This window comes from Hyphobacterium lacteum, from assembly GCF_036330345.1.
Taxonomy (GTDB): Bacteria; Pseudomonadota; Alphaproteobacteria; order Caulobacterales; family Maricaulaceae; genus Hyphobacterium; species Hyphobacterium lacteum.
In genome coordinates, this window is the sequence record NZ_JAZDRP010000001.1 from 394,749 (window position 1) to 416,344 (window position 21,596).

The window sequence follows — 21,596 nt, forward strand, 5'->3', positions numbered from 1 at the left end:
ATGACCCGCACATACAAAAAGGATGCCGACAAAATCGCGAAGCTGACGCCGGAGCAATACCGCGTCACGCAGGAAAACGGCACAGAACGGCCTTTCACCGGCGAGTTCAATGATCACACCGATGTGGGACTCTATGTCGATATTGTCTCCGGCGAGCCGCTTTTTACATCCATGGACAAGTTCGACTCCCATTGCGGCTGGCCCAGTTTCACGCAACCGGTCGACTCCGATCATATCAACGAGCTCCGCGACACAACCCACGGCATGATCCGGACGGAAGTCCGCTCGGCTCATGGTGACAGCCATCTGGGCCATGTCTTTCCCGATGGTCCGTCAGACCGTGGCGGGCTGAGATATTGCATCAACTCCGCTTCATTGCGGTTCGTGCCTGTCGAAGACCTGGAAGCTGAAGGCTATGGCGAATATCTGAAACTGTTCCAGAAACGCTGAGGGTAAAGTCCCCGCCTGCAGGTACAGGCTTGCCTGCTGGACGGGGCGTCGTCTTTATGACGGTTGTGATCGAAGAAACCCTGAAATCCCTGCCGCGCCTCCTGAGCCGCGGTGACTGGACGGGCGCCCGCCATATGGCGGCGGATGCCTTGCGCGCGGCGCCAGGGCATCCTGACCTCAATGCCTTTGCCGCTTTCATTGCCTTGCGGATGGATGACCGGGATTCGGCGATCGATTATGCACGGACGGCTGCAAAAGCGGGCAATACCTCGCCGCGCGCCACCGCACAGGCCGCCAACATTCTCGCACAATTGCGCCTTTTCGATAAGGCCCTCAAAGCCGCCCGCGCGCTGGACTTGCAGACAGTCCGGGATCCGGTAGTCCTTGATCAGGCTGGAGCCGCCTTTACGGCCTGTGAAGCCCATGAGGAGGCGGAACATGCCTATCGGCTCCTCGTGGCCCTCGCCCCGGGAAATCCGCAATGCCTGTTCAATCTGGCCGCCGCGCAGCGCTTTACAGGCAAAAGCGATGAAGCCGCCTGCAATTTCGATCAGGTAATCGCAGCCCAACCCGGGCGTGGCGAAGCCTGGTATGCCAGAGCCCTTATCCGCAAGGCGACACCATCAGACAATCGTGTTGACCGTATCCGGAAAGTGCTTTCCCAGGGAAAAGCCCTGCCAGGCATGGAGCGAGCCTCACTCGCCTTTGCGCTCGGGAAGGAGCTGGAGGATATCGGCCGTTATGACGAGGCGTTTGAGGCCTGGGGTATCGGCGCCAGGCTGATGCGGGAATTGCGCCCCTATTCGCCGTCATCGGAAATACAGGCGATTGATGAAACCGTGCGGCAGTGGGCCGGGGCAAAACAGACCCGCAAAGACGCCGGCCTGGCACCTGTCTTCATCGTCAGTCTTCCCCGGTCCGGCTCGACACTTGTCGACCGGATCCTGTCATCACATCCTTCCGTGACGTCCCTGGGGGAGACAGAGGACTTCATCGTCAGCCTTCTCGGAGCACCGGAAATGGCGGGCGCTCATGATGCCGTCACCCTCGCCCGCAAGACGGCTGAAGTAGACATTGAGAAGGTCGGCCAGCGTTATCGCGAAGCGCTTCTCAAGCGCGGCCATAAAACCGGTGTAGTGATCGACAAGACACCGACCAATTTCCTCTATGCCGGGCTGATTGCGGAAGCGCTCCCCGAAGCGCGGATCATCCATGTCACGCGGGACCCACGGGATTCCGCCATCGCCACTTACAAGACGCTGTTCCGTGACCGTTATTTCTGGTCTTACGACATCGGTCATATCGCCGATTATGTCGTGGCAAAGACCCGGCTGACCGAGCACTGGTGCACGAACTGGCCGGAGCGCATGGTCACGCTCTCATATGAGGATCTTGTCGCCTCTACCGAGGCTGAAGCCCGGCGGCTGGTTGCTGCCATCGGACTGGAATGGAATGCCGCCTGTCTCGACTTTGCAGCCAACCGCACCGCTGTTTCGACGGCCAGCGCCGATCAGGTTCGCCAGCCCGTCTACGATTCATCGGTCGGATACTGGAAAAATTTCGAGCATCACCTCGAACCTGCAATCGAGATCTTCACGGCGGCCGGCCTCGTCTAGCTTTCGCCAGGCTCCAGCGGGCCTTCGACATGAACGCGCGGATTCTGGCAAAGATCGTGTGCCAGATAACCCATCAACTCACCCGTCGCGCTGCGAATACTTTCATAGCTGCGGCAATTGTCGGCGCTTTGGAAACGCTCACGCATGAAAATCGTCCGCCCCTCATTCAGGTGAACCTCCGTGGCATCAAGCTCCCTGACCGAGGCGAGCCGTTGACCGCTATTGACGATCAGGCACTCAAATCGGGATTGATCAACAGTCAGTACCCGAATGGCGGTGTTTTCCGGCGACGGGGCATAGGCATCGAGGACACCAATCGCATTCTCGACTTCTTCAAGGCAGACAAGGATTTCCGTATATCGGCTTAGAAGATCCCGGCTCCAGTCCCACTGCCCGCCAGTCTCCCGCGCGCAGCCTTCAAATATGGAACCATCGACCTGTATTGACGCAAAATACTCCCGTTCAACACCGAGCGCATCGACACACGGTCCGGCCTGATAATTGGCGGATACGCGCGGCCCATCGGCATCCACTGATACATAACTTCTGAATCCGTCCACCAGATTGCCCGGCGCCTCTCTCAAGGTCACGCCAAGTTCACCGGCATCAGCTGCAACCAGTGAGAAACGTGCCAGAATTTCCCCGTCGAGCTCATAGAATTCCGCATCCGAGCGCCAGTACGGTGCTTCGCCATTGGCCTGCATCGCATAGGGCGTTTCCGGGCGGGCGGTAGCAAATGCCGAGCCCATCGCCGGATAAATGAAGCCGCTGCCCGCTGAGCCACCACCGCCCGATCCTATGGCTCCCATATTACCGATACCGATTGTCCCTTCACCACTGCCGCCACCGCCGGCGCCTATGCCGCTCAGGTCCAGCTCGATATTGCCTTCCGGGCGCTGCATGCCTCCGCCGCGGCCGGTGCCGTGCAAGACAATTTCACCGGACGAGGTATCACCGACCGGCTCTCCCATCAGCTCGGCCAGCTCGTCCATATCGTCGGCTTCCATGCCTTCTGGAGGCGGTGCCGGAGAGGCCGTAACGGTGGAGATCAGCTCTTCGCTGGTCAGGCCCGATGGTGACGACGCACAGGCAGCCAGCAGAAGACTGCCGAGCCCGAGTACAAGAATATTCCGGATCATCACCACCCCCAATTTCACGTTTCGCAGTGAATATACTGGCTTTTTCCGGACAAGCGAAGCCACGCTTTCAAACTTTGCTAACCATAGCTGACAACCGAATCTTTTCGTTATTGGGGCATTATCCGGCTTGAACCAATTTGATCGGAGCCGGTCATCATGTCTGATCGTCGCCAGAATTCAGCGCCTCTTTCGCCTGCAAACGATGTTTCGCCGGGGTTTGCCGGCATGGAAAATGGCCGCGGTCGAATTCATCTTGCCGAGGCAACCCGGGCAAGCCTCGAGCCGCCCGCCAACCGCATTGACCGGCCAACGCTTAGCCGCGCCCTGCAAATGGTCGATCTGGCTTTGATGGGCATTCTGGCAACGACAGCCTTTATCAATTTCTCGTCAGGCTTCTGGCCGATCCTTGTCTTTCTTGGAGCATCGCTGGCTCTTTTCCACATGACCGGCGTCTATCAGGTACGGGCAAGGCGTCCGGCCTGGCGCCACATGGCCGGGGCCATCATTTCCCTGTCAGTGTCAGGCTCCGCTGCCATCAGCCTGGTGCAATGGTCGGACACCTCGCTGTCCCTGGCCGCTGTTCAGCAGGCCGGAGTTGCAGCTGCAGCCATGTTTGTGGCGCACGGGATCTATGCCTTTTTTATCGAGCTGTGGGCCAGCCAGGGCCGGTTGGCATCGAATGATGTAATTGTCGGCGCAACGGCCAACGCACGACGGCTGATCGAAACCAACAGCCATAGCAAGTCGGTCAACATTCTTGGCGTCTTCGACGACCGTCAGACTCGCAGCCCCTCTTCTCTGGCTGGCGCCCCCTATCTGGGCTCCATCAACGATCTCATTGGCTGGCCGCACCTGCATGAGGTCGACCGTATTGTCGTGACCGTTACGCCGCATGCAGTCCAACGCGTACAGGCGCTTCTGGCTCGCCTTTCCAGCCTGCCGCAACCGGTCTGCCTGCTGCTGGATTTCGAGCATTTCAATTCGCGTCAGCATAAGCTGGAAGACATCGCCAACTCTCCCGCCGCCCGCCTTTCGGGTGCCGCAAGCTCGCCGGGTTGGATCATCGCCAAGCGCTTGGAGGACCTGCTGATTGGATCGGCCATGCTTCTGGCCGCTCTGCCTGTCATGGCGCTGCTGGCCATCCTCATCAAGCTCGACTCACCGGGGCCGGTCCTTTTCCGGCAGAAGCGTGAAGGCTTTAACGGCAAGCTCATCGAAGTTTTGAAATTCCGCTCCATGCGAAATGATCCGCTACCTTCGGATGGCACTGTTCGGCAAGTGGAACGCGACGATCCCCGGGTTACGCGTATCGGCAGGCTTATCCGCAGCACATCGCTCGACGAACTTCCGCAGCTCTGGAACGTTTTGAAAGGCGATATGTCGCTTGTCGGACCTCGCCCGCATGCCCCGGGCATGAAAACGGGGGGAACCCTGACCTCCAGCCTTGTCGCCGAATACGCGCACCGCCATCGCGTGAAGCCGGGCCTGACCGGTTGGGCTCAGGTCAATGGTTCACGCGGTCCGCTTCATACCCCCGAAGCTGCACGGGAACGTATCCGCTACGATGTGGAGTATATCACTCGCGCCAGCCTCTGGTTTGATTTCTGGATCATGCTGCGGACCGGCCCGGCCCTGCTGGGCGACAAGATCAATATCCGCTAGGGCCGGATCGAATTTCGCGACCAGTAGCGCCTCAGGACCTGCAGCAAAGGCGCATTGGCCATCCGGCGGTTATTTCCTGTATCAGACCCCATGAGCGGGTTCCAGGCATTCTCGACCTGTTCATAAACCTGCCAACCGGTTGGCCAATGAAAGAAAGCGGAATTCGCCCCCTGCTCTTCCAGCGACTGCAAGCGTAATCTCAAAAACAGATCGGCATCCCGCACCCAACGCTGCACACCGAATTCACCGATCGCCCATCGCGTTGCAGACGGCGGCGAAATCGCAGCATCCGCCTCGTTAAAATAGGCCGCTCCACGTGCCGGTGCGTGCGTGTACTCATAGGGCGAATAATCGTGCAGCATCAGCACGGATAACGGAACAAGCGACAGATCAAGTTCCGCAGCATAATCGGCGTTGGCATAGCCGTCCGGGCTTAACAATACAGGTGTTTCCGCATCGGCCTCACGGATCGCGTTTGCCATCCGCATGGCAAATCGTGGCCAGTTGAAGTGCGTAACCACATGGCTGGCATTCGGCTCGACCATCGGCAGGTAGCCGGCAATGCCCCGATGTCCGGAAAATTGCTGCGCAACATAGCGCCACATGCTGCACCAGGCATCCTGGGCAAGCGGGTCTTGCCAGACACGCTCATTGATCATGGAAGCCGGGAACCAGTCGCCGGCACTGTCACGATGAAAGGTGAACTCGGAACGCCCCGGGCCGGACCGAAACCCGATCACCACAAAAATTCCGCGTTGCACGCAGCGCTCAACCAGCTCCGCCAGATGATCCTCGATCGCCGGGTCGGGCTGGTACGGCGCCCGCTCGGTGAATATTCCGGGATAAGACAAGAGGGCCAAATTGGCGCCCGCTGCCGCCAGCTCGTCCAGCGAACGATTCGTTATGGGGGCACCGACTGGCCCCGGTCCGAGAAACGTGTCCCCATCAATTTCCGGGTAAACGCGCCTTTGCGGGAAAACGACGCCGCGCAAATGCGGTCCGGACGCGTTGTCCCAGAGATCTATTTTGCTCCGGGTCTGACGCGTAGCGCTTCCCAGACCAAACGCCGCGCTTCCTGCGATCAGCACATGTCGGCGGCTGGGACCCGTTACCATGCGTAGAACGCCGCAAGCTTGTCGGCTTTCCGCATGGCGCGGCGCGGAAAGGACGCCAAACCCGGAACGGGCAGGCGTTCAAATCCTTCGGCCAATGCGTCTGCCGTATGCCGCAAGAGGCATGGGGCTGACCGTGTCATCACGCAGCCTTGCCAAAGCGGAACCTGATAAGACCCCATTTCTTCCTTGAAGCGATAATTCCCCGGTCCCAGATCCATCCCGATCTCGCCACGAGCGGCTGCGTCCCGAAGAATTTCCATTAACAGTAATATGCCGGGACTGACCCGGCTGTGATCGGGGTCATACACCGGGAACCAGTAGTGTGAGAGCTTTTCGCTAGCCATTCCGATATGGGCGGCCGCGATCTTGTTCCCGATAAGCAAGGTTGAACATGTTCCCCGGAAACGGTCGGAACGTTTGGCCAGAAGCGCAGCGAGCAGTTTGCCGGTCCAGCCCACTGAGAAAACGTCAAAAACGCCAGTGCGGCGATATTGTTCGCGCTTCCAGGCAACCACTGTGCTCAAGACTTCCGGACGGAAGTCTTCGATTCGGTATTCAAAGCCTTCTTCCATCGCTTCCAGACGTCGCTGACGAGAGCGTATGTTCCGCATTGCGCTGGAACTCATTTTCTTCCGATTGTCGACATAAGCATCAAATCCCGAGGCCAGGTCGCAGATCCACGATCCGTCCTGGACCACGCCATGATTGCGCCATGCCTGCCGGACACCGGCGGCACTATGAAACTCCAGAAGCCCAACATTAGCTGCGCGCATATAGTCTAGCGGATCTGCATCATAGCCCGGCGGCACAATCAGCCCGTGAACGTCGCCCAGAGGCCCGGCGAGCGGCCGAGCATATCCGAATTTGCCAAGCTGCAAGGGCAGGAAGCCGGCGATCTGATCCGCTTTCCGTCCTACGATAACGCGCGTATCGCTCCGCACCTCCTCGCAACAGTCGGCAAACTCTATCCGGAAATAGGGGCTGGCCAGCTCGTCATTATGATCCGTGAAGCTGACCCAGGCCTCGCGCTCTGCAGCGCTCAGCTCGCTCGGCTTTTTCAACTCTGCTGAAAGACGCGACATAAACCGGCACCCTGAAAACTCCGGCGAACACTAGCCGAACAGGGTTGAATATTCCTTTCGATTGAAATCAGCGTGTTCACGGCATTTTAGGTGGTTTGTGACAGGCTCCGCGTTCAGATCGGAGGCCGGGCCCGGATGCTAGGCAAACACATTCTCGGATATCTGCCGGTGCAGATTGCCCGGGCCCTTGTCGGGTTCGGCGGCGTTGCCGTGCTGACACGGCTGATGCCGGCTGAAATGTATGGTCAATACGCTCTGGCGCTGACCGCCATGCACATAACCGCAATGGCATTTCATACCTGGCTGGATGCGGCCGTCGCCCGCTTCCATGAAAGGGCCTCGGAGCGCGGCCAGCTGGCAGCACATCTTGCAACCATCTACACGACCTTTGCCTGGGTTTCTGCGGGCCTGATCCTGCTCGGTGCGCTCGGCCTCTGGGTCGCACCGCTTTCGATCGAGATGAAAACCGCTCTGGCTTTCGCGCTTGGCTCGCTGATCCTGCGTTCAATGCTGATGATCGGTCTGGAGACGAGACGGGCTGCTGGCGAAGTCACAGCCTATTCGGTCTATGAGACCTTTTCGACACTAGCCGGTTTTGCTCTCGGAATCGGCATTCTTCTGGTCACACCTCTCGGGGCAGCAGGGCCAATTGCCGGGCTTGCGCTTGCCAGCCTGATCACCCTTTTCTTCGAGTTTCCGGCGCAAGCGCGCAAGACGCGTGGCGGCAAGCTGCGCAAACGGCGCATCGCGGTCTATTTTGCTTATGGCTTGCCGGTCTCGATTTCCCTGGTGTTCGAGCATTTGTTATCGGCGGGAGACCGCTTCCTGATCGCCGGGCTGATGAATGAGGCCGCCGTCGGTATCTATTCCGCCGGTTATGGCCTGGCCGACCGGACGATCGATATTCTGTTTATCTGGCTGGGCGCCGCCGCCACGCCGTTGATGATCCGGGCGTTGGAACGTGACGGCGAGGATGCAGCCCGGGAAGTCGCTGGCCAATCTGCGCGCGTGATGGGTTTGCTGGGATTTCCTGCAGCAGCAGGCCTTGCGCTGGTTGCCGCCCCATTGACCAGCGTGATGGTTGGTGAGGAGTTTCGGGCAGGCGCCACGCTTATTCTTCCCTGGATTGCCCTGGCCGGCCTGATGAAAGGCCTGATGACCTATTATTTCCACGAAGCCTTTATCCTTCGCCGGAAAACCCGCTGGATGGCCGCCATCATGGCCGCCGCCGCAATTTTCAATATCGGCCTCAACATCGCGCTGATCCCGCACTTCGGCATTGCCGGCGCAGCAGCCGCAACCCTGGCCGCCTATGCCGCCAGCCTGGTCGCCTGCGCAGTGATTGGCCGCAATCTCTTTCCACTGCCCCTGCCCTGGCTGGACTGGGGCAAGGCTGCCATGGCGACGCTTGGCATGGCGGCAATTGTCATGTCCCTGCCATTGAGCGGGCCGGCATTCGTCGTCCTGATGGCCAAGGCTATTGCGGGTGGGCTGACCTATGTGGCGATCGCTCTTGCCCTGAATATTGCGGGCTGCCGCAGCTGGCTGGGCGTTGCACAGAACTGGTTGCGGCCTTCGGAGGCGGTGTCATGAGCGAGTATGCCGACTTCGCCAATCCCGCCGCCCTGGACCTTTCGCACGCGCAATTATCAGTCCTTGTGCCATTTTATCGGGACGACCCGATGCCGCTGGCAAAAGCCCTCGCCGCTGGGGCCGAAACATCCGGCCTTCCGGTGGAAATCCTGCTTTTCGACGATGGCGAACCTGATCCCGAATTGAACGCAGCCGTCAACGTCGGAATTCGTGATTTCACGGTAGCAACGCGCCTGCTGACGTCCCGGCGCAATGTCGGCCGGGCCGCAGGGCGTAACCGGCTGGCTTCAGCAGCGATTGGCGATTGGCTTCTCTTTCTTGATGCCGACATGACGATCGGTCCGGATTTTCTTCGTGGTTGGCTGGATCTGATCAGCCAATATGAGTTCGATGCAGCGTTTGGCGGCTATACAGCTGATCCTGTCACTCGGGGCGATCACCGGCTTCACGCCGCGCTCGCCCGTTCCAGCGACGAGAACACCGCAGACCGGAGAAACCGGATCGGGGCGACGGCCTTCTGCACCAGCAACCTCCTCGTCAAGGCCGATCTGATGCGCAGCACGCCATTCGACGAACACTTCACCGGCTGGGGCTGGGAGGATGTCGACTGGGCCGTGAGAGCGGATCAACGCGGCGAACTCGTCCATTTCGACCACCCCGCAGGTCATTCCGGTTGGCAGACACCCGATATCCTGCTTCGGAAGTTCAAGGACGCCGCCGTGAACTATGCCCGGCTTCTGGAAAAGCATCCCCAGCTGGCACAATTGCCGGGCGCCAAGGCGGCTCGTTTCCTGAAAGCTGTGCCGGGGCAAGCCTTGCTGCGCGGTGTTTGGGCCTTGATGGCGCAATCCCCCGTCGCGCCGATGAAAGCACGCACCACAGCACTGAAATTGTGGCGGGCCAGCTGGGCCGCTGAGGCCATTCACTCATGACACAACAGGCTTACATCCCTGCCCGCGGCCTCCGGGGCAAGTTCGGTCGCCTCGCCGCGCGATTGTTCGAGCGTGATCCGATCCGGATTGCGCCGGATCGCTTTGTCGTCAGCTTCACTTTTGACGACTTTCCCAGATCAGCCGTCGAGAACGGATTGCCTGAACTGGAAAAGCGCGGCTGGCGCGGCACATGGTATGCAGCGGCGGGATTTGCCGGTCAGCGCAATCATCATGGCGCCCTGCTTGAACCGGATGACCTCGCTCAACTGGCGCGGTCGGGGCATGAAATCGGATGCCATACCCATAATCACATCGATCTGGGACAGGCGCCCGCTGACCGGGTTTACCAGGAAATCGACGACAACCGCATCTCGCTGGCGAATATGGGCCATGCGCAATCATTGACGGCTTTTGCCTATCCTTATGGCGAATCCTCGCCACGCACCAAGCGAGTACTGAGCGGTCAGTTCGAAACCCTTCGTGGTGTCCGGCCGGGCATCAACCGCTCCGGTGATGACCGTCATCTTCTGAAATCTGTCGGTATTGATGGCGGGCCGGAGGGCATTCAGCGCGTTCTGGACTTCATCGCCGAGGGCCGCGAGACACCTGGTTGGCTGATACTTTATGCTCACGACATTCAGGACAAACCGACCGAGTGGGGTTGCACGCCAGCGGATTTCCGCCGGGTTTGCGAGGTTGTCGATGACAGTGGTGCCTCTGTGCTGCCCGTCACAGACGCTTACCGTTCGCTTGTCCGGTCATAGCGCGCCGGCAAGGCAAGCCGTGCGGCTGTCGCGACAAACAGAACCCAGATAATGCTGTTGCGTTGCGCGAGATTGCTCTCGGATACGCTGATCAGCGCCAGCAATACCAGGAAGATCAGCGCCCAATAGGCTTCCGGCCCCCGAAACAACCGGCCCAGAGCCCTGAACAGGCTGCTACCAAGCGACAACACCATCAACGCGACTCCCGGCACCCCCACCGAGAGCGCCAGCTCCAGCCAGCCATTATGCGCGGTTGGAACATCCCATTGCGTGCGTTGGCGAACCCAGAACGCCGGCCCGTAATCACCTTGCCAGAAGGCGCTGTATCCAAAACCCGTCCAGGGCCGGGTCTGGACCTGTTCTGCGAGTACGACCCAGATGTCGGTCCGCCCAGTCAACGTCGCATCCCGGCCAAGCGCTTCGAGAACCGCCACCGGCGCGATCGACAGGACCAGCCCGGCGATAAAAGCCAGAAGCCCGCCGCCGAGAAGGATCAAGGCCGCAAACCCGAAACCGCGCCTGACCAGATGAATGGCAGCACTACCCGAGAGCGCCAGCAGCAAGGCCAGCAAGGCTGTCTTCGAGGTGGACATCAGCACCATGGCTGCCATGAAGCCCGCCATCCCCCACCAGATAAAACGCCGATGGGGCTGACAGACGGACGCTGCAATCGCCGCCGCCGTTCCGAACGCCATCATCGCGCCCAGAGTGTTCTTTTCCCAGAATATGCCGCGCCAAGCACCGACATGGATGTCATGGTGGACACCCATTGTAGGATAGCCCAGAGAGATCGCTGCACTCAGCACGCCGATCACCACAAACACCACGGCGATCAACGGGATCAGCTCGCGCCAGCTGAACCGCGAAGCCAGCAAAATGCCAAACAGGGTCGTCATGATCAGCGCAAAGCCACGCCGCTGGGTAATCCCGGAATCCACCGACCACAGAAACGATACAAAGCAGAGTAACGACAGTGCCAGAATAAGCGGCGTTCGCCAGATCACATCCAGTGTCCGGCCCGGCGTCACCGCCAGCCATAGCAGCGTCAGCCCGTAGACCGGCAGCCACATCGTCCGCAGCAGCGCAGAACTTTCCGGATCTCCATCCGCCGCCAATAACGGCCCGAGCAAACCTTGTGACAAGAGGAAAAGGATGATCCCGGCCGCCAGGAATTCCAGCGGCCGAAGCAGGTTCAGACGCGGCGCTGCGCGAAACGCATCGATATGAGGCGTGAGGACACTCAAGCGGCCCGGCGCGCGGCTCGCGCCCGGTTCGAGACGATGCCGGCGACCACACCGCCTCGCTGTTCAATGGCCTGCCGGCGCGCTGCGATGGACTGCTCGCTCCAGCGCATATCGTCGGCCACCAGAATGACGCCATCGACATCACTGGTGACCGGCAGAATTGCCCGAGAGGACCCCGGCGCATCGATAACGGCCAGATCGATACTGCCGCGAACCGCTTTCCAGTAATCGGGAGAGCGGCCAAACTCGAGCCGCTCGATGGCACCGCGTTGGCGCTGGAATTCGGTGACATAAAGATGATCGGCGACAGGGTGGGCAACCAGACGCGCTCGCGTTCCATCCGGCGAAGCCCGCCAGAAGGGCTGACGCCCGAAGGATGCATCGAACGTCTCGTCGACCTGCCCCCTGAGCTGTTGCCAATGTCCATTGCGCGCAAAGTCGAGGTCAAACAGCCAGACACCGCGCCGGGAACGCGCGGCCGCGGCTCTTGCGAATTCCCGCGCTACCGTTGACGTCCCTGCCCCTTTGCTGGCGCCGAGGAACATCAGAACACGCCCCTTGCCGCCCGGGCGCGCGATGGGCTCCAGCTGGTCTACCAGCGCTCTCATTTCAAAAGACAGATCAACCATCGAATCGCTACGAATCGCTCTTTGCACGCAGGATTCCCCGCGACCGGTTAACGGCGAGCCAACGCCGGCTATCTTCGCGGCATTCTTGCCAGCACAGGAACACCCGCGACCCGGGCCGGCATGGGCACGGGACCGCTGGCGGCCGCATCTCCAGTGCGGCGTGATTGCGGAACCGGACGCCGCGGGGCGCTCGGGCTGATATGGTTTATCCAATAGCCCCGCAGCAGCCCAAGAAGCACAGCGGCACCGGCCGCAAAGATAAAGGACGCCACAACGCCCAGCTTTTTCAGCGAAGAGCCTTCCGGTGGCGCATAGGCACGTTCGACGATCCGGACAGCGTCTGCACTGCCGGGTGCCAGGGCCTGACGGGCTTCGGCTTCGGCCTGCTGGGTCGCCAGCGAATTCGCCGCCGTTTCAGTCGCCGTCACGTCCTGGGCCAGCCGCTCATACTCGGCCCGGATCGAGCGCATGCGCTGCACCTCGGCCTGCACGGTATTCAGCTGCGACTGAATGGCCCCTGCACGCCGGTTTTCGCCTGCCGCAACTGCCTCCAGCCGCAATTGTTCCTGGATGAGGCCTTGCCGGACTTCATTGATACCCGTCCGGGTCTGGCCAAGACCTTCGACGCCACCGCCGGCAATGAACTCTTCCAGCTCGGTAATTTCGCGATCAATGGCAACGACCGGCGGTGCTGTTTCAAGATAGCGGGCCAACAGGCTTTCTCGCTCGAGACGCTTCTCGATCAGCAGGTTTTCGGCATTGCTCTCGACATAAAGCTCCAGTGTTTCAGGCATTTCGGCGACACGCGCCTCGATTGCCGCTGCTGCCGCAGACGCGGCCTGCCTTTCCGACTGCGCCGTCGCCAGTGCTGTTCTGAGGGTCGTCGCCTGTGTAACCGCAGCCTCCAGATCGGCATCGAAATCGGTGATGTCGTGCTCTGTCAGAAAGGCATCCAGCGCTGTCAACGCATTGGAATAGGCCTGATCCGACTGCAAGCGTCGGTCGGCGATTCCGGACGAGCCATCGCCGGTCAGCACTTCCTGCCGGTATTCAAGATAGGCATCAACGATCGCGTCGAGCACCTGCTCGGCCTGATCTGCGCTTTCCGACTCAAGTGTCGGGATAAGTACGGAAGCGCTTGGCGCCCGCTGAATGGAAAAACTCTGCCGCAGATTCCGCAGGGCCAGGGCCTCGGTACCGCCATGCTGCATGACGGCGCTGACACCTACCGTTTCCAGGGCCCGGCGCCGCACAGTCTCGGAATTCATGATTTCCGATTCGGACTGCATGACCTGCTCGATGATGAAGCCCTCGCCCGAACCGGCGGCCCCGGGCGTCAAATCCTCATCGTCGAGAAGAACCAGAAGCCGCGCACGCGCCTCGTAGGTCTTGTTCAGCATCAGGATGGACGCGGCGGCACCAAAAGCAAAAAGGATCAGGAAAACCACAAGGATAATACCACGCTGCGACCAGATCATCTCGATCAGGTCGAACAGATCCAGATCCCGCCGTCCCTCTTCGTCAGGGCCCGGCGGAACAGGCGGCCTCTGGCCCGGTCCGGAATACGCGCGACTCATGAAACAGAGAAAAGCGGCGGCCGGTTTAATTTTTCATTATCCGAACCGCGAAAGGTTGGTGTTCCGGTAAGATTTATCAGGCGAGTCGTTCATGACGCGTATTCTGCTTCTTCTCGCAGCGTTCTTCGCAGCCCTTTTTCTCGGCGGATGTGGTGCTACCCGCGCGGTCGGCAATGCTGTGACCAGCCCGTTCGAGCGAGCCCCCAGACAACCCGATTACTATTCCTGGGAAACAACGCGTGGATCAGGATCCACGGCCCCTGCCGGCTGGGGCGATATTGAATTCGTCCAGTGGCGAAACGAGGATCCGGCCTTCCGTCTGTTTCCGGGCGATACGATCGACGTCACGGTTCATACCGCTTCGGAACTGAACCGCACGGCGACAGTGGGGCCGGATGGACGGGTCAACCTGCCCCTGGCAGGCCGTGTCATGGTGGCGGGACGCACAGACGCCGAGGCGGCCTCTGCCATCGCCGATTCCTATACGACGATGCTGCGCAATCCGATTGTCGAGGTTACCGCCACGGAATTCGGTGCCCAGAACATTATTGTCGGCGGACAGGTAAACTCGCCGGGCATGTACGCCATGCCCTCGCGCATCGGCGCGCTGGAAGCGGTGATCCTGGCGGGAGGATTCCGGGATACAGCCGCGCGCGGCGACGTGGTCGTGCTTCGGCGTTCGCCGTCAGGCGATGGGCTGATGATGCGGACGGTCAATCTCCACCGGGCCCTCAGGGGCGATGGAGAAGCCGACGGCTTCGTGCTTCAGCGCCATGATATTGTTTTTGTACCGCGCTCGACGGTCGCCGAAGTCACCTTGTTCATCGAACAGTATGTCTACGGCATCCTGCCGCTCGACCAGGCGTTCTCCTACGCCATCGCGAACGCGATCAACAACAATTAGATCAAACGCTAGTGACGCGTCGCCAGCCAGTCGCGGGCAGCGCGCTGCGCAGCCGAAATCTGGAATGAGTCCATCTCGTCGGAGATTTCCTGGCGATAATACTTGGCCGCTTCACAGCCCATCAGCGTCGCCAGGTTGAACCATTTGTGCGCCTCGACATAGTCGATCGTGCCGCCCTGGCCGGTCGAATAGAGAATGCCCAGCTTGCAGAGATCTTCGCCCGTCGGATCGGTATTGACCGCATCGTGGGCTTGCGCCGTTTCAACGTCAGTGAAAGCCATTTTGGCCCCCCATCATTTTCCCTCCCGTGCCGGCTTTGCCGTTGTCACTTGGAAGGTGTTCCACCCAATGCCCCGGCAGTTTTCTGCCTCGGACAATTTGGAGATTCGCTGGAAGGGGTTCCCATAAGGTAAAGAAAAAGCAGGGTTAATCGATTTATTTGGTTTATTTCCGTTAGGGATTCTTGAAATCGGTTAAGCCGTCTGAATCAGCTCTGAATCGCCCTCCGAAACCCTTACTGAAACCGGCTGAACTGTTAGGACCTGTCTTCAAATCCTTACCGATGCGTCGATCCGTCCTGCACGGAAGGGATTGCGAACCCGGAGCGCCTATCTAAAGAAAAGGCAGAAAGACAGGTGAACCGATGACCGACCAGATGATCCCGCCCGTATCGCTGACGCTCGACGATACCAACCCGGATGTTTTCGCTGCCGAGCTGGGCGAGGAATTCCGGCGCTTCGGTTTTGCGGTGATATCCGATCATGGCATCGATCAGTCGATCATTGATAATGCCGTCGACCGCGCCAAGGCCTTCTTTGCACTGCCCGTCGAGACCAAGCAGAAGTATTATATCGAAGGCGGCGCCGGTCAGCGCGGCTATACGCCGTTCGGCCGTGAAGCCGCAAAGGGCGAAGCTGCGATCGATCTCAAGGAATTCTGGCATGTCGGCCGCGATCTGCCGCCCGGCCATCCCTTCCGCGCCACCATGCCGGATAATATCGTCCCGTCAGAAATCGATGACTGGGAGGCGGTCACACGGCTCTACAAGACGCTGGACCAACTGGGCATGCGCCTGCTGCGCGCTGTCGCCCGCGATCTGGTCCTGCCCGAGAACTTCTTCGATGATCCGGTAACCGACGGCAATTCCATCCTGCGCCTGCTGCACTATCCGGCCCAGGAAAGCACCCTGCCCGAAGGCTCGATCCGCGCAGCGGCACACGAGGACATCAACACGATCACACTATTGCTGGGTGCCGAAGAAGCCGGCCTTCAGGTCATCGACCGGCGCACCAATGAGTGGATCGATGTGAACCCGCCGGCCGGATGCCTGGTCATCAATGTCGGCGACATGCTGCAGCGACTGACAAATAATGTCCTGCCGTCCACGACGCACCGCGTGGTGAACCCGGCACCGGAGCGCCAGAAGTTCGCCCGCTATTCCGTGCCCTTCTTCCTGCACTTCCGGCCGGACTATGAGATCCGCACGCTGGACAGCTGTATCAGCGATGACAATCCCAACCGCTATCCCGAGCCGATCACGGCCCAGGACTATTTGCTGGAACGCCTGCGCGAAATCCGCTTGCTCTAGATCATCGTCGAAATAACGAGGGCACCCAGGCCGGCGGATGACATCGCGCCGACAAGAGTCAGGGCAAATCCGTTTTCTTTCCAGCTCTGGCCATCACGCAGGCGGCGAACGGATTCCTTGGTACGGTTGATCATGGGGAGGTCTCCTTTTGTTGTTATGGGCCTCGACATAATCAGACACCGGCCTGAAACAAGCCCATCTGGGAAACCGGAACATGGGAAAGTGAAGTCGGGAATCCCGGTTGGCGCCGAAGGTGCTTCTGGCTGCCCATAACCGGCAATCAAGTATCGTGATCGGGATACTGGCGATTTGTGGCTTTTGCCAGGGCCTCGCCTTCCGGATCATCCTCGTCCGTAGTGCCGAAGTTCGGTAGATCCGCCATCGTCGCCAGCTGTGGCAGTTTGCTCTCCATGCTCAGTTCGAACACCAGCGGGATCGAAGCGGATCATCGAACGAGCCGATGGACATCGAGATGTGTTCATTGCCGTCATTCAGGAAGAAGAGAGGGGTCCCGCAATCCTTGCAGAAGCCGCGCTGATTGCCTTGCGAGCTGAAAAAAGTTGCAGGTTCGCCGCGGGTCCACGAGAAATCATCCCAACAAACGCCGACCAGCGCCGCAAAGAAATTGCCGAATGCTTTCGGGCACATCCGGCAACGGCACAGATGCGGATTGTCTCGAAGACCTTACGCGCGGAACCGGACGGCGCCGCACTGGCAGCCGCCGGTCCTCAGCGTGTTATCGAGTTTGGTCATGAGACAAAACCTCAATATACCCCAAAAATTTGAGCTGCAACTGAGCCTCGCTTATTTTTGCCTAGGGTTCGCGAACCGCACAGCGAAAACTCCAAACCAGATCGCAACCGGCGTCAGTATCAAGCCCGACAAAAGCCCGAAGACAATAGCAGCTAAATCCACCCGGCTTTGAGCCTCAACGAATGAGCCGATCAACTCGACCGAAGCGACACTCCCACAGATTGCCAATCCTCCAGCCAAAGCGCGCCAAGCGAAAAATCGTACCGAATAAGAGGCCTTGTCTGCCAATACACCCCAAACCGAAAAGACCCAGACACCCCAAAACACAAAGACACCGAGGGTTGAAAGCACCGCGGATATTCCGGCCCAATTCGGATTGCTAAACAGCAACAAGGCAGACGTCGCAAAAAACAACATTCCTAGTGGAATCCACTGCTTCTGCCACAGCGGAAGCCGGGACCAGAACCTAAACACCCAGCTTCTTCCGCAGAATGTCGTTGACCGCCTTGGGATTGGCCTTGCCCTGCATGGCCTTCATCACCTGGCCGACAAACCAGCCCATGGCCTTGGGCTTTTCCTTCACGGAGGCGGCCTGATCGGGATTGTCGGCGATCAGCTGGTCAATCACGGCCTCGATGGCGCCGGTATCGGTAACCTGCTTCAGCCCGCGATCCTCGACGATCTGCTTCGGGCTGCCGCCTTCGGCCCAGACGATCTCGAACACGTCCTTGCCGATCTTGCCGGAGATCACATCCGTGGAGATCAGCTCGATCAGCTCGCCCAGCTGGTCGGCAGAGACCGGGCTGTCGGTAATGTCCAGGCCTTCCTTGTTCAGGCGCCCGAACAATTCATTGTTCACCCAGTTCGCGGCCAGCTTGGCATCACGCCCTTCGGCAACGGTCTCGAAATAGGCGGCACGGTCCTTGTCGGCGGCCAGCACCGATGCATCATATTCGCTGAGACCCAGCGACGAGACAAAGCGCTTGCGCTTGTCGGCGGGCAATTCCGGCAGATCGGCCTTGATCTCGGCGATCCGTTCCGGCGCAATTTCCAGCGGCAACAGGTCCGGGCACGGGAAATATCGGTAATCATGCGCTTCTTCCTTGGAGCGCATGGACCGGGTGACGCCCTTGTTGGCATCAAACAGCCGGGTTTCCTGATCTACCGTCCCGCCCTCTTCGACCAGATCGATCTGGCGGCGGGCTTCATATTCGATCGCCTGCATGATGAAGCGCATGGAATTGACGTTCTTGATCTCGCAACGCGTGCCGAGATGCGAGAAATCACCTGTTTCACGGAATTTCTCGTATGCGCCCGGCTTGCAGATGGACACGTTCACGTCGGCGCGCATCTGGCCCTTTTCCATGTCACCGCCACACGTGCCCAGATAGCGGACAATGGTGCGCAGCGTTTTCATGTAGGCCGCGGCCTCTTCTGGCGAGCGGATGTGCGGGCGCGAGACGATTTCCATCAGCGCCACGCCCGACCGGTTCAGATCGACATAGGTCGCATTGGGATCCAGATCGTGGATCGACTTGCCGGCATCCTGCTCCAGGTGCAGGCGTTCAATGCCCACCGTGAACAGCGAGCCATCATCGCGCTCGCATTCGATCTCGCCTTCTCCGACAATCGGAAACTGGAACTGGCTGATCTGATAGCCCTGCGGCAGATCCGGATAGAAATAATTCTTCCGGTCGAAGCGCGAATACTCATTGATCTTCGCGTTGAGACCCAGGCCCGTGCGGACGGCCTGCTCCACGCAATAGGAATTGATCACCGGCAACATGCCCGGCATCGCCGCATCCACCAGGCTCACCTGGGTGTTGGGTGCCGCGCCGTATTCCGTCGCCGATCCGGAGAAGAGTTTCGAATTGGACGCCACCTGGGCATGAACTTCCATGCCGATGACAATTTCCCAATCGCCGGTCACACCGGACAATACATAGCTGTGATCGCTCATTCCTGATCCCCGGGTTGAGCTGTTTCATTCTGTTGGTTGGCGGCGACGACAATGCGCCATGCCGCGGTCGTGAAGGCCCCGAAAAACACACCGGCAATGCCAAGGCAAAGCGCGACGATGCCGAACACCATGCCATTGGCCATTTCGATCCGGCCGGTCATCAAGAGCGCGCCGATGATCGCGAACACGCCGCCGATCAGGATGGCCGGGCGGGCGAAGCGGAGGATTGGATGCGGGCTCACCACCACTTCTCCGGCTTGTGGTTGAAGCCGGCGGCATCTTCCAGCGCAGCGCCGACCGAGAACATGGTGGCCTCATCCAGTGCCGGTGTGATGATCTGCAGGCCCAGCGGCAAGCCGGACGCATCCAGCCCCGCCGGCACAGACATGGCCGGAACACCGGCAATGTTGGCTGTCACCGTGAAGATGTCATTGAGATACATCGAGATCGGATCGTCAGACTTGGTGCCCAGCGCAAAAGCTGCGGACGGCGTTGAGGGCGTCAGCAGCGCATCGCACTTTTCGAAGGCCTTCTCGAAATCCTCGAGGATGCGGCGGCGCACTTTCAGCGCCTTCAGATAATAGGCATCATAATAGCCTGCCGACAGCACATAGGTGCCCATCAGCACCCGGCGCTGAACCTCGTCACCAAACCCTTCGGCGCGGGACTTCTCATACGTGTCGGTCAGATTGCTGCCTTCGACCCGCAATCCGTAGCGCATGCCGTCATAGCGCGCCAGGTTGGACGAGGCCTCAGCCGGGTTGATGATGTAATAGGTCGGCAGCGCATACTTGGTGTGCGGCAGCGAGACATCGACGATTTCGCAACCGGCCGCCTTCAGCCAGTCCACGCCCTGCTGCCACAGCTTTTCGATCTCGGACGGCATGCCGTCCATCACGTATTCCTTCGGAACACCGATGCGCTTGCCCTTAACCGAAGCGGATGCGGCGGCAATCCAGTCCGGCACATCCAGCGGCAGCGAGGTCGATTCCTTCGGGTCATGCCCCGACATGGCCTGCATCAGGATGGCAGAATCCTTCACCGTCCTGGCGAAAGGACCCGGATGGTCCAGCGAGGACGCAAACGCCACTGCGCCCCAGCGCGAGGCCCGGCCATAAGTGCCCTTCACGCCGACCGTGCCGGTAAAGGCCGCTGGCTGGCGGATGGATCCGCCCGTATCGGTGCCCGTCGCGCCATAGGCGATATCGGCAGCCACCGCAGCCGCAGAGCCGCCGGAAGAACCGCCCGGCGTCAGCTGGGCGTCAGATCCGTTCGCGCGCCAGGGATTGATGACATTGCCGAAATAGGAGGTTTCGTTCGACGAGCCCATGGCGAACTCGTCCATATTGGTCTTGCCGAGAAAAACGCCGCCTTCCGCCCAGAGTTTCGACGTCACGGTCGATTCATAAGGCGGCTTGAACCCGTCGAGAATGTGAGAGCACGCCGTGGTGGACACACCGTCGACCGCAAACAGATCCTTCACCGCAATCGGCGCGCCTTCGATCAGACCGCCCTCGCCCTTGGCCAGCTTGTCATCCGACGCCTTGGCCATGGCCAGCGTCTTGTCGCGATCAAAAGCGGTGAACGCGTTCAGCGCGCCCTGCGAGGCTTCAGCCGCATCCAGCGCGGCGGTCGCCACTTCGGTCGCGGACACTTCGCGCGCCTTCAGCTTGGCAGTGATGTCAGCAAGGGAAAGGGAGAGAAAATCAGTCATGACCCTGCGGCCTCTTTGATTGGGAGGGCGTATTCAAAATAGATGTTCTGTTCGCTTTCGGGCGGATAATCGCCAAAGGGCCCGCGGCGGACATAGCCGGCGGCCTGATAGAGGCCGATGGCGGCGTCCTGCAGCGAGCCGGTTTCGAGCCGCACGGATGAATAGCCATGCTGGCGGGCGCACTCGTGCGCAGTGTTCAACAGGGCTTTGGCAATGCCCTGTCCGCGCGCCTTAGGCGTGACGAACATGCGCTTGATCTCGGCATAGTCGGGGTAGCGCCGCAGCGCGATGGTTCCGACTTTCTTGCCATCCGCCGTTTCGGCCATGAAGAAGTCGATAGCGTCATCGACCAGTTCTTCCGGCAGGAGCGGGAAATTGTTCTCGTCATCATAATGCCCCGACAAACCGGCATCGAGCGCAGCGATGAGCTCGCGCGCTTCCGCACTCAGCGGATCAGCCGGCTTGACGGTAATGGCCATTATTCGACGCTCTTGGGGACGACGAAGAAGCCCTCTTCGGACTGAGGCGCATTGGCCAGCACCTTGTCGCGAATACCGCCATCCGAGACGACGTCCTCGCGTTGCGGCAACGGGAATTTCACCGGCGTCGTCATCGGCTCGACGCCGTCCGTGTCGACCTCATTGAGCTGTTCGATCCAGTTCAATATGCCGTTCAGCTCGCCGGTCAGCGCCGTCAGCCGGTCGCTCGGCTCGGCAATCCGCGCCAGGCGCGCAATACGCTTCACATCGTCTTCGGTGACGGCCATGACTTTCGCCCCAATTCTTGGAAGAACTCCAGAAAGCGACTGAGTAGCAATGCGCGTTGTGCGGTGCAAGAAAGCTTGACTGAATTTCGCTGCAGGCGCACCCAAAGC

Annotated in this window: 24 protein-coding genes; 8 read left to right on the plus strand and 16 right to left on the minus strand. The window is 59.9% G+C overall.

Annotated elements, in window-relative coordinates:
• A complete protein-coding gene (msrB, locus tag V0U79_RS01865) occupies positions 1–450 on the plus strand; it encodes a peptide-methionine (R)-S-oxide reductase MsrB (RefSeq protein ID WP_330197757.1) in 450 nt (149 codons plus the stop codon).
• A 56-nt stretch (positions 451–506) separates the two neighbouring features.
• Positions 507–2,066, plus strand: a complete 1,560-nt coding sequence (locus tag V0U79_RS01870) for a tetratricopeptide repeat-containing sulfotransferase family protein (protein WP_330197758.1) — start codon at positions 507–509, stop codon at positions 2,064–2,066.
• Here V0U79_RS01870 and V0U79_RS01875 read toward each other — a convergent pair.
• The gene (locus V0U79_RS01875) at positions 2,063–3,205 is read right to left on the minus strand and encodes a hypothetical protein (RefSeq protein ID WP_330197759.1); all 1,143 of its coding nucleotides are present in this window, start codon (positions 3,203–3,205) and stop codon (positions 2,063–2,065) included. The genes V0U79_RS01870 and V0U79_RS01875 overlap by 4 nt on opposite strands.
• Positions 3,206–3,361: 156 nt before the next feature.
• Here V0U79_RS01875 and V0U79_RS01880 point away from each other — a divergent pair, with 156 nt between their 5' ends.
• Positions 3,362–4,867, plus strand: a complete 1,506-nt coding sequence (locus V0U79_RS01880) for an exopolysaccharide biosynthesis polyprenyl glycosylphosphotransferase (protein WP_330197760.1) — start codon at positions 3,362–3,364, stop codon at positions 4,865–4,867.
• Here V0U79_RS01880 and V0U79_RS01885 read toward each other — a convergent pair.
• Both V0U79_RS01885 and V0U79_RS01890 read right to left on the minus strand, forming a co-directional pair.
• Positions 4,864–5,982, minus strand: coding sequence for a glycoside hydrolase family 5 protein (locus tag V0U79_RS01885; RefSeq protein ID WP_330197761.1), 1,119 nt, complete (start codon positions 5,980–5,982; stop codon positions 4,864–4,866). The genes V0U79_RS01880 and V0U79_RS01885 overlap by 4 nt on opposite strands.
• Positions 5,976–7,064 carry a GNAT family N-acetyltransferase gene (locus V0U79_RS01890; RefSeq protein ID WP_330197762.1) on the minus strand — a complete coding sequence of 363 codons (1,089 nt, stop codon included), beginning with the start codon at positions 7,062–7,064 and terminating at the stop codon, positions 5,976–5,978. The genes V0U79_RS01885 and V0U79_RS01890 overlap by 7 nt, the downstream gene beginning before the upstream one ends.
• Before the next feature lie 135 nt (positions 7,065–7,199).
• Between V0U79_RS01890 and V0U79_RS01895 the strand changes: the two genes are divergently transcribed.
• Genes V0U79_RS01895 through V0U79_RS01905 form a run of 3 tightly spaced genes read left to right on the plus strand, consistent with a single transcriptional unit; the run spans position 7,200 to position 10,353 of the window.
• Positions 7,200–8,657, plus strand: a complete 1,458-nt coding sequence (locus V0U79_RS01895; protein ID WP_330197763.1) for an oligosaccharide flippase family protein — start codon at positions 7,200–7,202, stop codon at positions 8,655–8,657.
• Positions 8,654–9,589 (plus strand): glycosyltransferase family 2 protein, encoded by a 936-nt coding sequence (locus tag V0U79_RS01900; protein WP_330197764.1) that lies wholly within the window; start codon positions 8,654–8,656, stop codon positions 9,587–9,589. Before V0U79_RS01895 ends, V0U79_RS01900 begins: the two co-directional genes overlap by 4 nt.
• Positions 9,586–10,353 carry a polysaccharide deacetylase family protein gene (locus V0U79_RS01905; RefSeq protein WP_330197765.1) on the plus strand — a complete coding sequence of 256 codons (768 nt, stop codon included), beginning with the start codon at positions 9,586–9,588 and terminating at the stop codon, positions 10,351–10,353. The genes V0U79_RS01900 and V0U79_RS01905 overlap by 4 nt, the downstream gene beginning before the upstream one ends.
• Here the strand turns inward: V0U79_RS01905 and V0U79_RS01910 are convergent.
• From V0U79_RS01910 to V0U79_RS01920, 3 genes are read right to left on the minus strand one after another with little or no spacing between them, the layout of a single operon-like run.
• The gene (locus tag V0U79_RS01910; protein ID WP_330197766.1) at positions 10,329–11,597 is read right to left on the minus strand and encodes an O-antigen ligase family protein; all 1,269 of its coding nucleotides are present in this window, start codon (positions 11,595–11,597) and stop codon (positions 10,329–10,331) included. The two genes, V0U79_RS01905 and V0U79_RS01910, sit on opposite strands and share 25 nt — an antisense overlap.
• Positions 11,594–12,253 (minus strand): hypothetical protein, encoded by a 660-nt coding sequence (locus V0U79_RS01915; protein ID WP_330197767.1) that lies wholly within the window; start codon positions 12,251–12,253, stop codon positions 11,594–11,596. The genes V0U79_RS01910 and V0U79_RS01915 overlap by 4 nt, the downstream gene beginning before the upstream one ends.
• Before the next feature lie 41 nt (positions 12,254–12,294).
• Complete coding sequence (locus tag V0U79_RS01920; RefSeq protein ID WP_330197768.1) at positions 12,295–13,803, minus strand: GumC family protein; 1,509 nt, start codon at positions 13,801–13,803, stop codon at positions 12,295–12,297.
• A gap of 91 nt (positions 13,804–13,894) precedes the next feature.
• Between V0U79_RS01920 and V0U79_RS01925 the strand changes: the two genes are divergently transcribed.
• Entirely contained in the window at positions 13,895–14,707 is an 813-nt protein-coding gene (locus V0U79_RS01925; protein ID WP_330197769.1) for a polysaccharide biosynthesis/export family protein, read from the plus strand.
• A gap of 8 nt (positions 14,708–14,715) precedes the next feature.
• Here V0U79_RS01925 and V0U79_RS01930 read toward each other — a convergent pair whose 3' ends face one another.
• The gene (locus V0U79_RS01930) at positions 14,716–14,988 is read right to left on the minus strand and encodes an SEL1-like repeat protein (protein ID WP_330197770.1); all 273 of its coding nucleotides are present in this window, start codon (positions 14,986–14,988) and stop codon (positions 14,716–14,718) included.
• Positions 14,989–15,350: 362 nt separating this feature from the next.
• Here V0U79_RS01930 and V0U79_RS01935 point away from each other — a divergent pair, with 362 nt between their 5' ends.
• Positions 15,351–16,295, plus strand: a complete 945-nt coding sequence (locus V0U79_RS01935; RefSeq protein WP_330197771.1) for an isopenicillin N synthase family dioxygenase — start codon at positions 15,351–15,353, stop codon at positions 16,293–16,295.
• Here the strand turns inward: V0U79_RS01935 and V0U79_RS01940 are convergent.
• From V0U79_RS01940 to gatC, 9 genes are all read right to left on the minus strand, one after another.
• Positions 16,292–16,429: a hypothetical protein gene (locus V0U79_RS01940; RefSeq protein ID WP_330197772.1), complete on the minus strand. Its 138-nt coding sequence runs from the start codon at positions 16,427–16,429 to the stop codon at positions 16,292–16,294. The two genes, V0U79_RS01935 and V0U79_RS01940, sit on opposite strands and share 4 nt — an antisense overlap.
• A 146-nt stretch (positions 16,430–16,575) precedes the next feature.
• Complete coding sequence (locus V0U79_RS01945; protein ID WP_330197773.1) at positions 16,576–16,707, minus strand: hypothetical protein; 132 nt, start codon at positions 16,705–16,707, stop codon at positions 16,576–16,578.
• A gap of 2 nt (positions 16,708–16,709) precedes the next feature.
• On the minus strand, positions 16,710–16,943 hold the full coding sequence (locus V0U79_RS13685) for a GFA family protein (RefSeq protein WP_373696419.1): 234 nt from the start codon (positions 16,941–16,943) through the stop codon (positions 16,710–16,712).
• A gap of 156 nt (positions 16,944–17,099) precedes the next feature.
• The gene (locus V0U79_RS01955) at positions 17,100–17,465 is read right to left on the minus strand and encodes a hypothetical protein (RefSeq protein ID WP_330197775.1); all 366 of its coding nucleotides are present in this window, start codon (positions 17,463–17,465) and stop codon (positions 17,100–17,102) included.
• A gap of 49 nt (positions 17,466–17,514) precedes the next feature.
• Positions 17,515–19,008 carry an Asp-tRNA(Asn)/Glu-tRNA(Gln) amidotransferase subunit GatB gene (gatB, locus tag V0U79_RS01960; protein ID WP_330197776.1) on the minus strand — a complete coding sequence of 498 codons (1,494 nt, stop codon included), beginning with the start codon at positions 19,006–19,008 and terminating at the stop codon, positions 17,515–17,517.
• Positions 19,005–19,250 (minus strand): hypothetical protein, encoded by a 246-nt coding sequence (locus tag V0U79_RS01965; RefSeq protein ID WP_330197777.1) that lies wholly within the window; start codon positions 19,248–19,250, stop codon positions 19,005–19,007. The genes gatB and V0U79_RS01965 overlap by 4 nt, the downstream gene beginning before the upstream one ends.
• Positions 19,247–20,722, minus strand: coding sequence for an Asp-tRNA(Asn)/Glu-tRNA(Gln) amidotransferase subunit GatA (gatA, locus tag V0U79_RS01970; protein WP_330197778.1), 1,476 nt, complete (start codon positions 20,720–20,722; stop codon positions 19,247–19,249). The genes V0U79_RS01965 and gatA overlap by 4 nt, the downstream gene beginning before the upstream one ends.
• Positions 20,719–21,201, minus strand: coding sequence for a GNAT family N-acetyltransferase (locus V0U79_RS01975; RefSeq protein ID WP_330197779.1), 483 nt, complete (start codon positions 21,199–21,201; stop codon positions 20,719–20,721). Before V0U79_RS01975 ends, gatA begins: the two co-directional genes overlap by 4 nt.
• The gene (gatC, locus tag V0U79_RS01980) at positions 21,201–21,488 is read right to left on the minus strand and encodes an Asp-tRNA(Asn)/Glu-tRNA(Gln) amidotransferase subunit GatC (protein WP_330197780.1); all 288 of its coding nucleotides are present in this window, start codon (positions 21,486–21,488) and stop codon (positions 21,201–21,203) included. Before gatC ends, V0U79_RS01975 begins: the two co-directional genes overlap by 1 nt.
• Positions 21,489–21,596: the final 108 nt, after the last annotated feature.

What these genes read in the sequence shown, in the direction of transcription:
- V0U79_RS01975 (WP_330197779.1), bottom strand. Translation starts at nt 21,201, where the DNA reads ATGGCCATTACCGTCAAGCCGGCTGATCCGCTGAGTGCGGAAGCGCGC.
- V0U79_RS01900 (WP_330197764.1), top strand. Translation starts at nt 8,654, where the DNA reads ATGAGCGAGTATGCCGACTTCGCCAATCCCGCCGCCCTGGACCTTTCG.
- V0U79_RS01905 (WP_330197765.1), top strand. Translation starts at nt 9,586, where the DNA reads ATGACACAACAGGCTTACATCCCTGCCCGCGGCCTCCGGGGCAAGTTC.
- V0U79_RS01920 (WP_330197768.1), bottom strand. Translation starts at nt 13,803, where the DNA reads ATGAGTCGCGCGTATTCCGGACCGGGCCAGAGGCCGCCTGTTCCGCCG.
- V0U79_RS01880 (WP_330197760.1), top strand. Translation starts at nt 3,362, where the DNA reads ATGTCTGATCGTCGCCAGAATTCAGCGCCTCTTTCGCCTGCAAACGAT.
- V0U79_RS01890 (WP_330197762.1), bottom strand. Translation starts at nt 7,064, where the DNA reads ATGTCGCGTCTTTCAGCAGAGTTGAAAAAGCCGAGCGAGCTGAGCGCT.
- gatA (WP_330197778.1), bottom strand. Translation starts at nt 20,722, where the DNA reads ATGACTGATTTTCTCTCCCTTTCCCTTGCTGACATCACTGCCAAGCTG.
- gatB (WP_330197776.1), bottom strand. Translation starts at nt 19,008, where the DNA reads ATGAGCGATCACAGCTATGTATTGTCCGGTGTGACCGGCGATTGGGAA.
- V0U79_RS01955 (WP_330197775.1), bottom strand. Translation starts at nt 17,465, where the DNA reads ATGTTGTTTTTTGCGACGTCTGCCTTGTTGCTGTTTAGCAATCCGAAT.
- V0U79_RS01875 (WP_330197759.1), bottom strand. Translation starts at nt 3,205, where the DNA reads ATGATCCGGAATATTCTTGTACTCGGGCTCGGCAGTCTTCTGCTGGCT.
- V0U79_RS01945 (WP_330197773.1), bottom strand. Translation starts at nt 16,707, where the DNA reads ATGGAGAGCAAACTGCCACAGCTGGCGACGATGGCGGATCTACCGAAC.
- msrB (WP_330197757.1), top strand. Translation starts at nt 1, where the DNA reads ATGACCCGCACATACAAAAAGGATGCCGACAAAATCGCGAAGCTGACG.
- V0U79_RS13685 (WP_373696419.1), bottom strand. Translation starts at nt 16,943, where the DNA reads ATGTGCCCGAAAGCATTCGGCAATTTCTTTGCGGCGCTGGTCGGCGTT.
- V0U79_RS01940 (WP_330197772.1), bottom strand. Translation starts at nt 16,429, where the DNA reads ATGATCAACCGTACCAAGGAATCCGTTCGCCGCCTGCGTGATGGCCAG.
- V0U79_RS01870 (WP_330197758.1), top strand. Translation starts at nt 507, where the DNA reads ATGACGGTTGTGATCGAAGAAACCCTGAAATCCCTGCCGCGCCTCCTG.
- gatC (WP_330197780.1), bottom strand. Translation starts at nt 21,488, where the DNA reads ATGGCCGTCACCGAAGACGATGTGAAGCGTATTGCGCGCCTGGCGCGG.
- V0U79_RS01885 (WP_330197761.1), bottom strand. Translation starts at nt 5,982, where the DNA reads ATGGTAACGGGTCCCAGCCGCCGACATGTGCTGATCGCAGGAAGCGCG.
- V0U79_RS01895 (WP_330197763.1), top strand. Translation starts at nt 7,200, where the DNA reads ATGCTAGGCAAACACATTCTCGGATATCTGCCGGTGCAGATTGCCCGG.
- V0U79_RS01935 (WP_330197771.1), top strand. Translation starts at nt 15,351, where the DNA reads ATGACCGACCAGATGATCCCGCCCGTATCGCTGACGCTCGACGATACC.
- V0U79_RS01925 (WP_330197769.1), top strand. Translation starts at nt 13,895, where the DNA reads ATGACGCGTATTCTGCTTCTTCTCGCAGCGTTCTTCGCAGCCCTTTTT.
- V0U79_RS01930 (WP_330197770.1), bottom strand. Translation starts at nt 14,988, where the DNA reads ATGGCTTTCACTGACGTTGAAACGGCGCAAGCCCACGATGCGGTCAAT.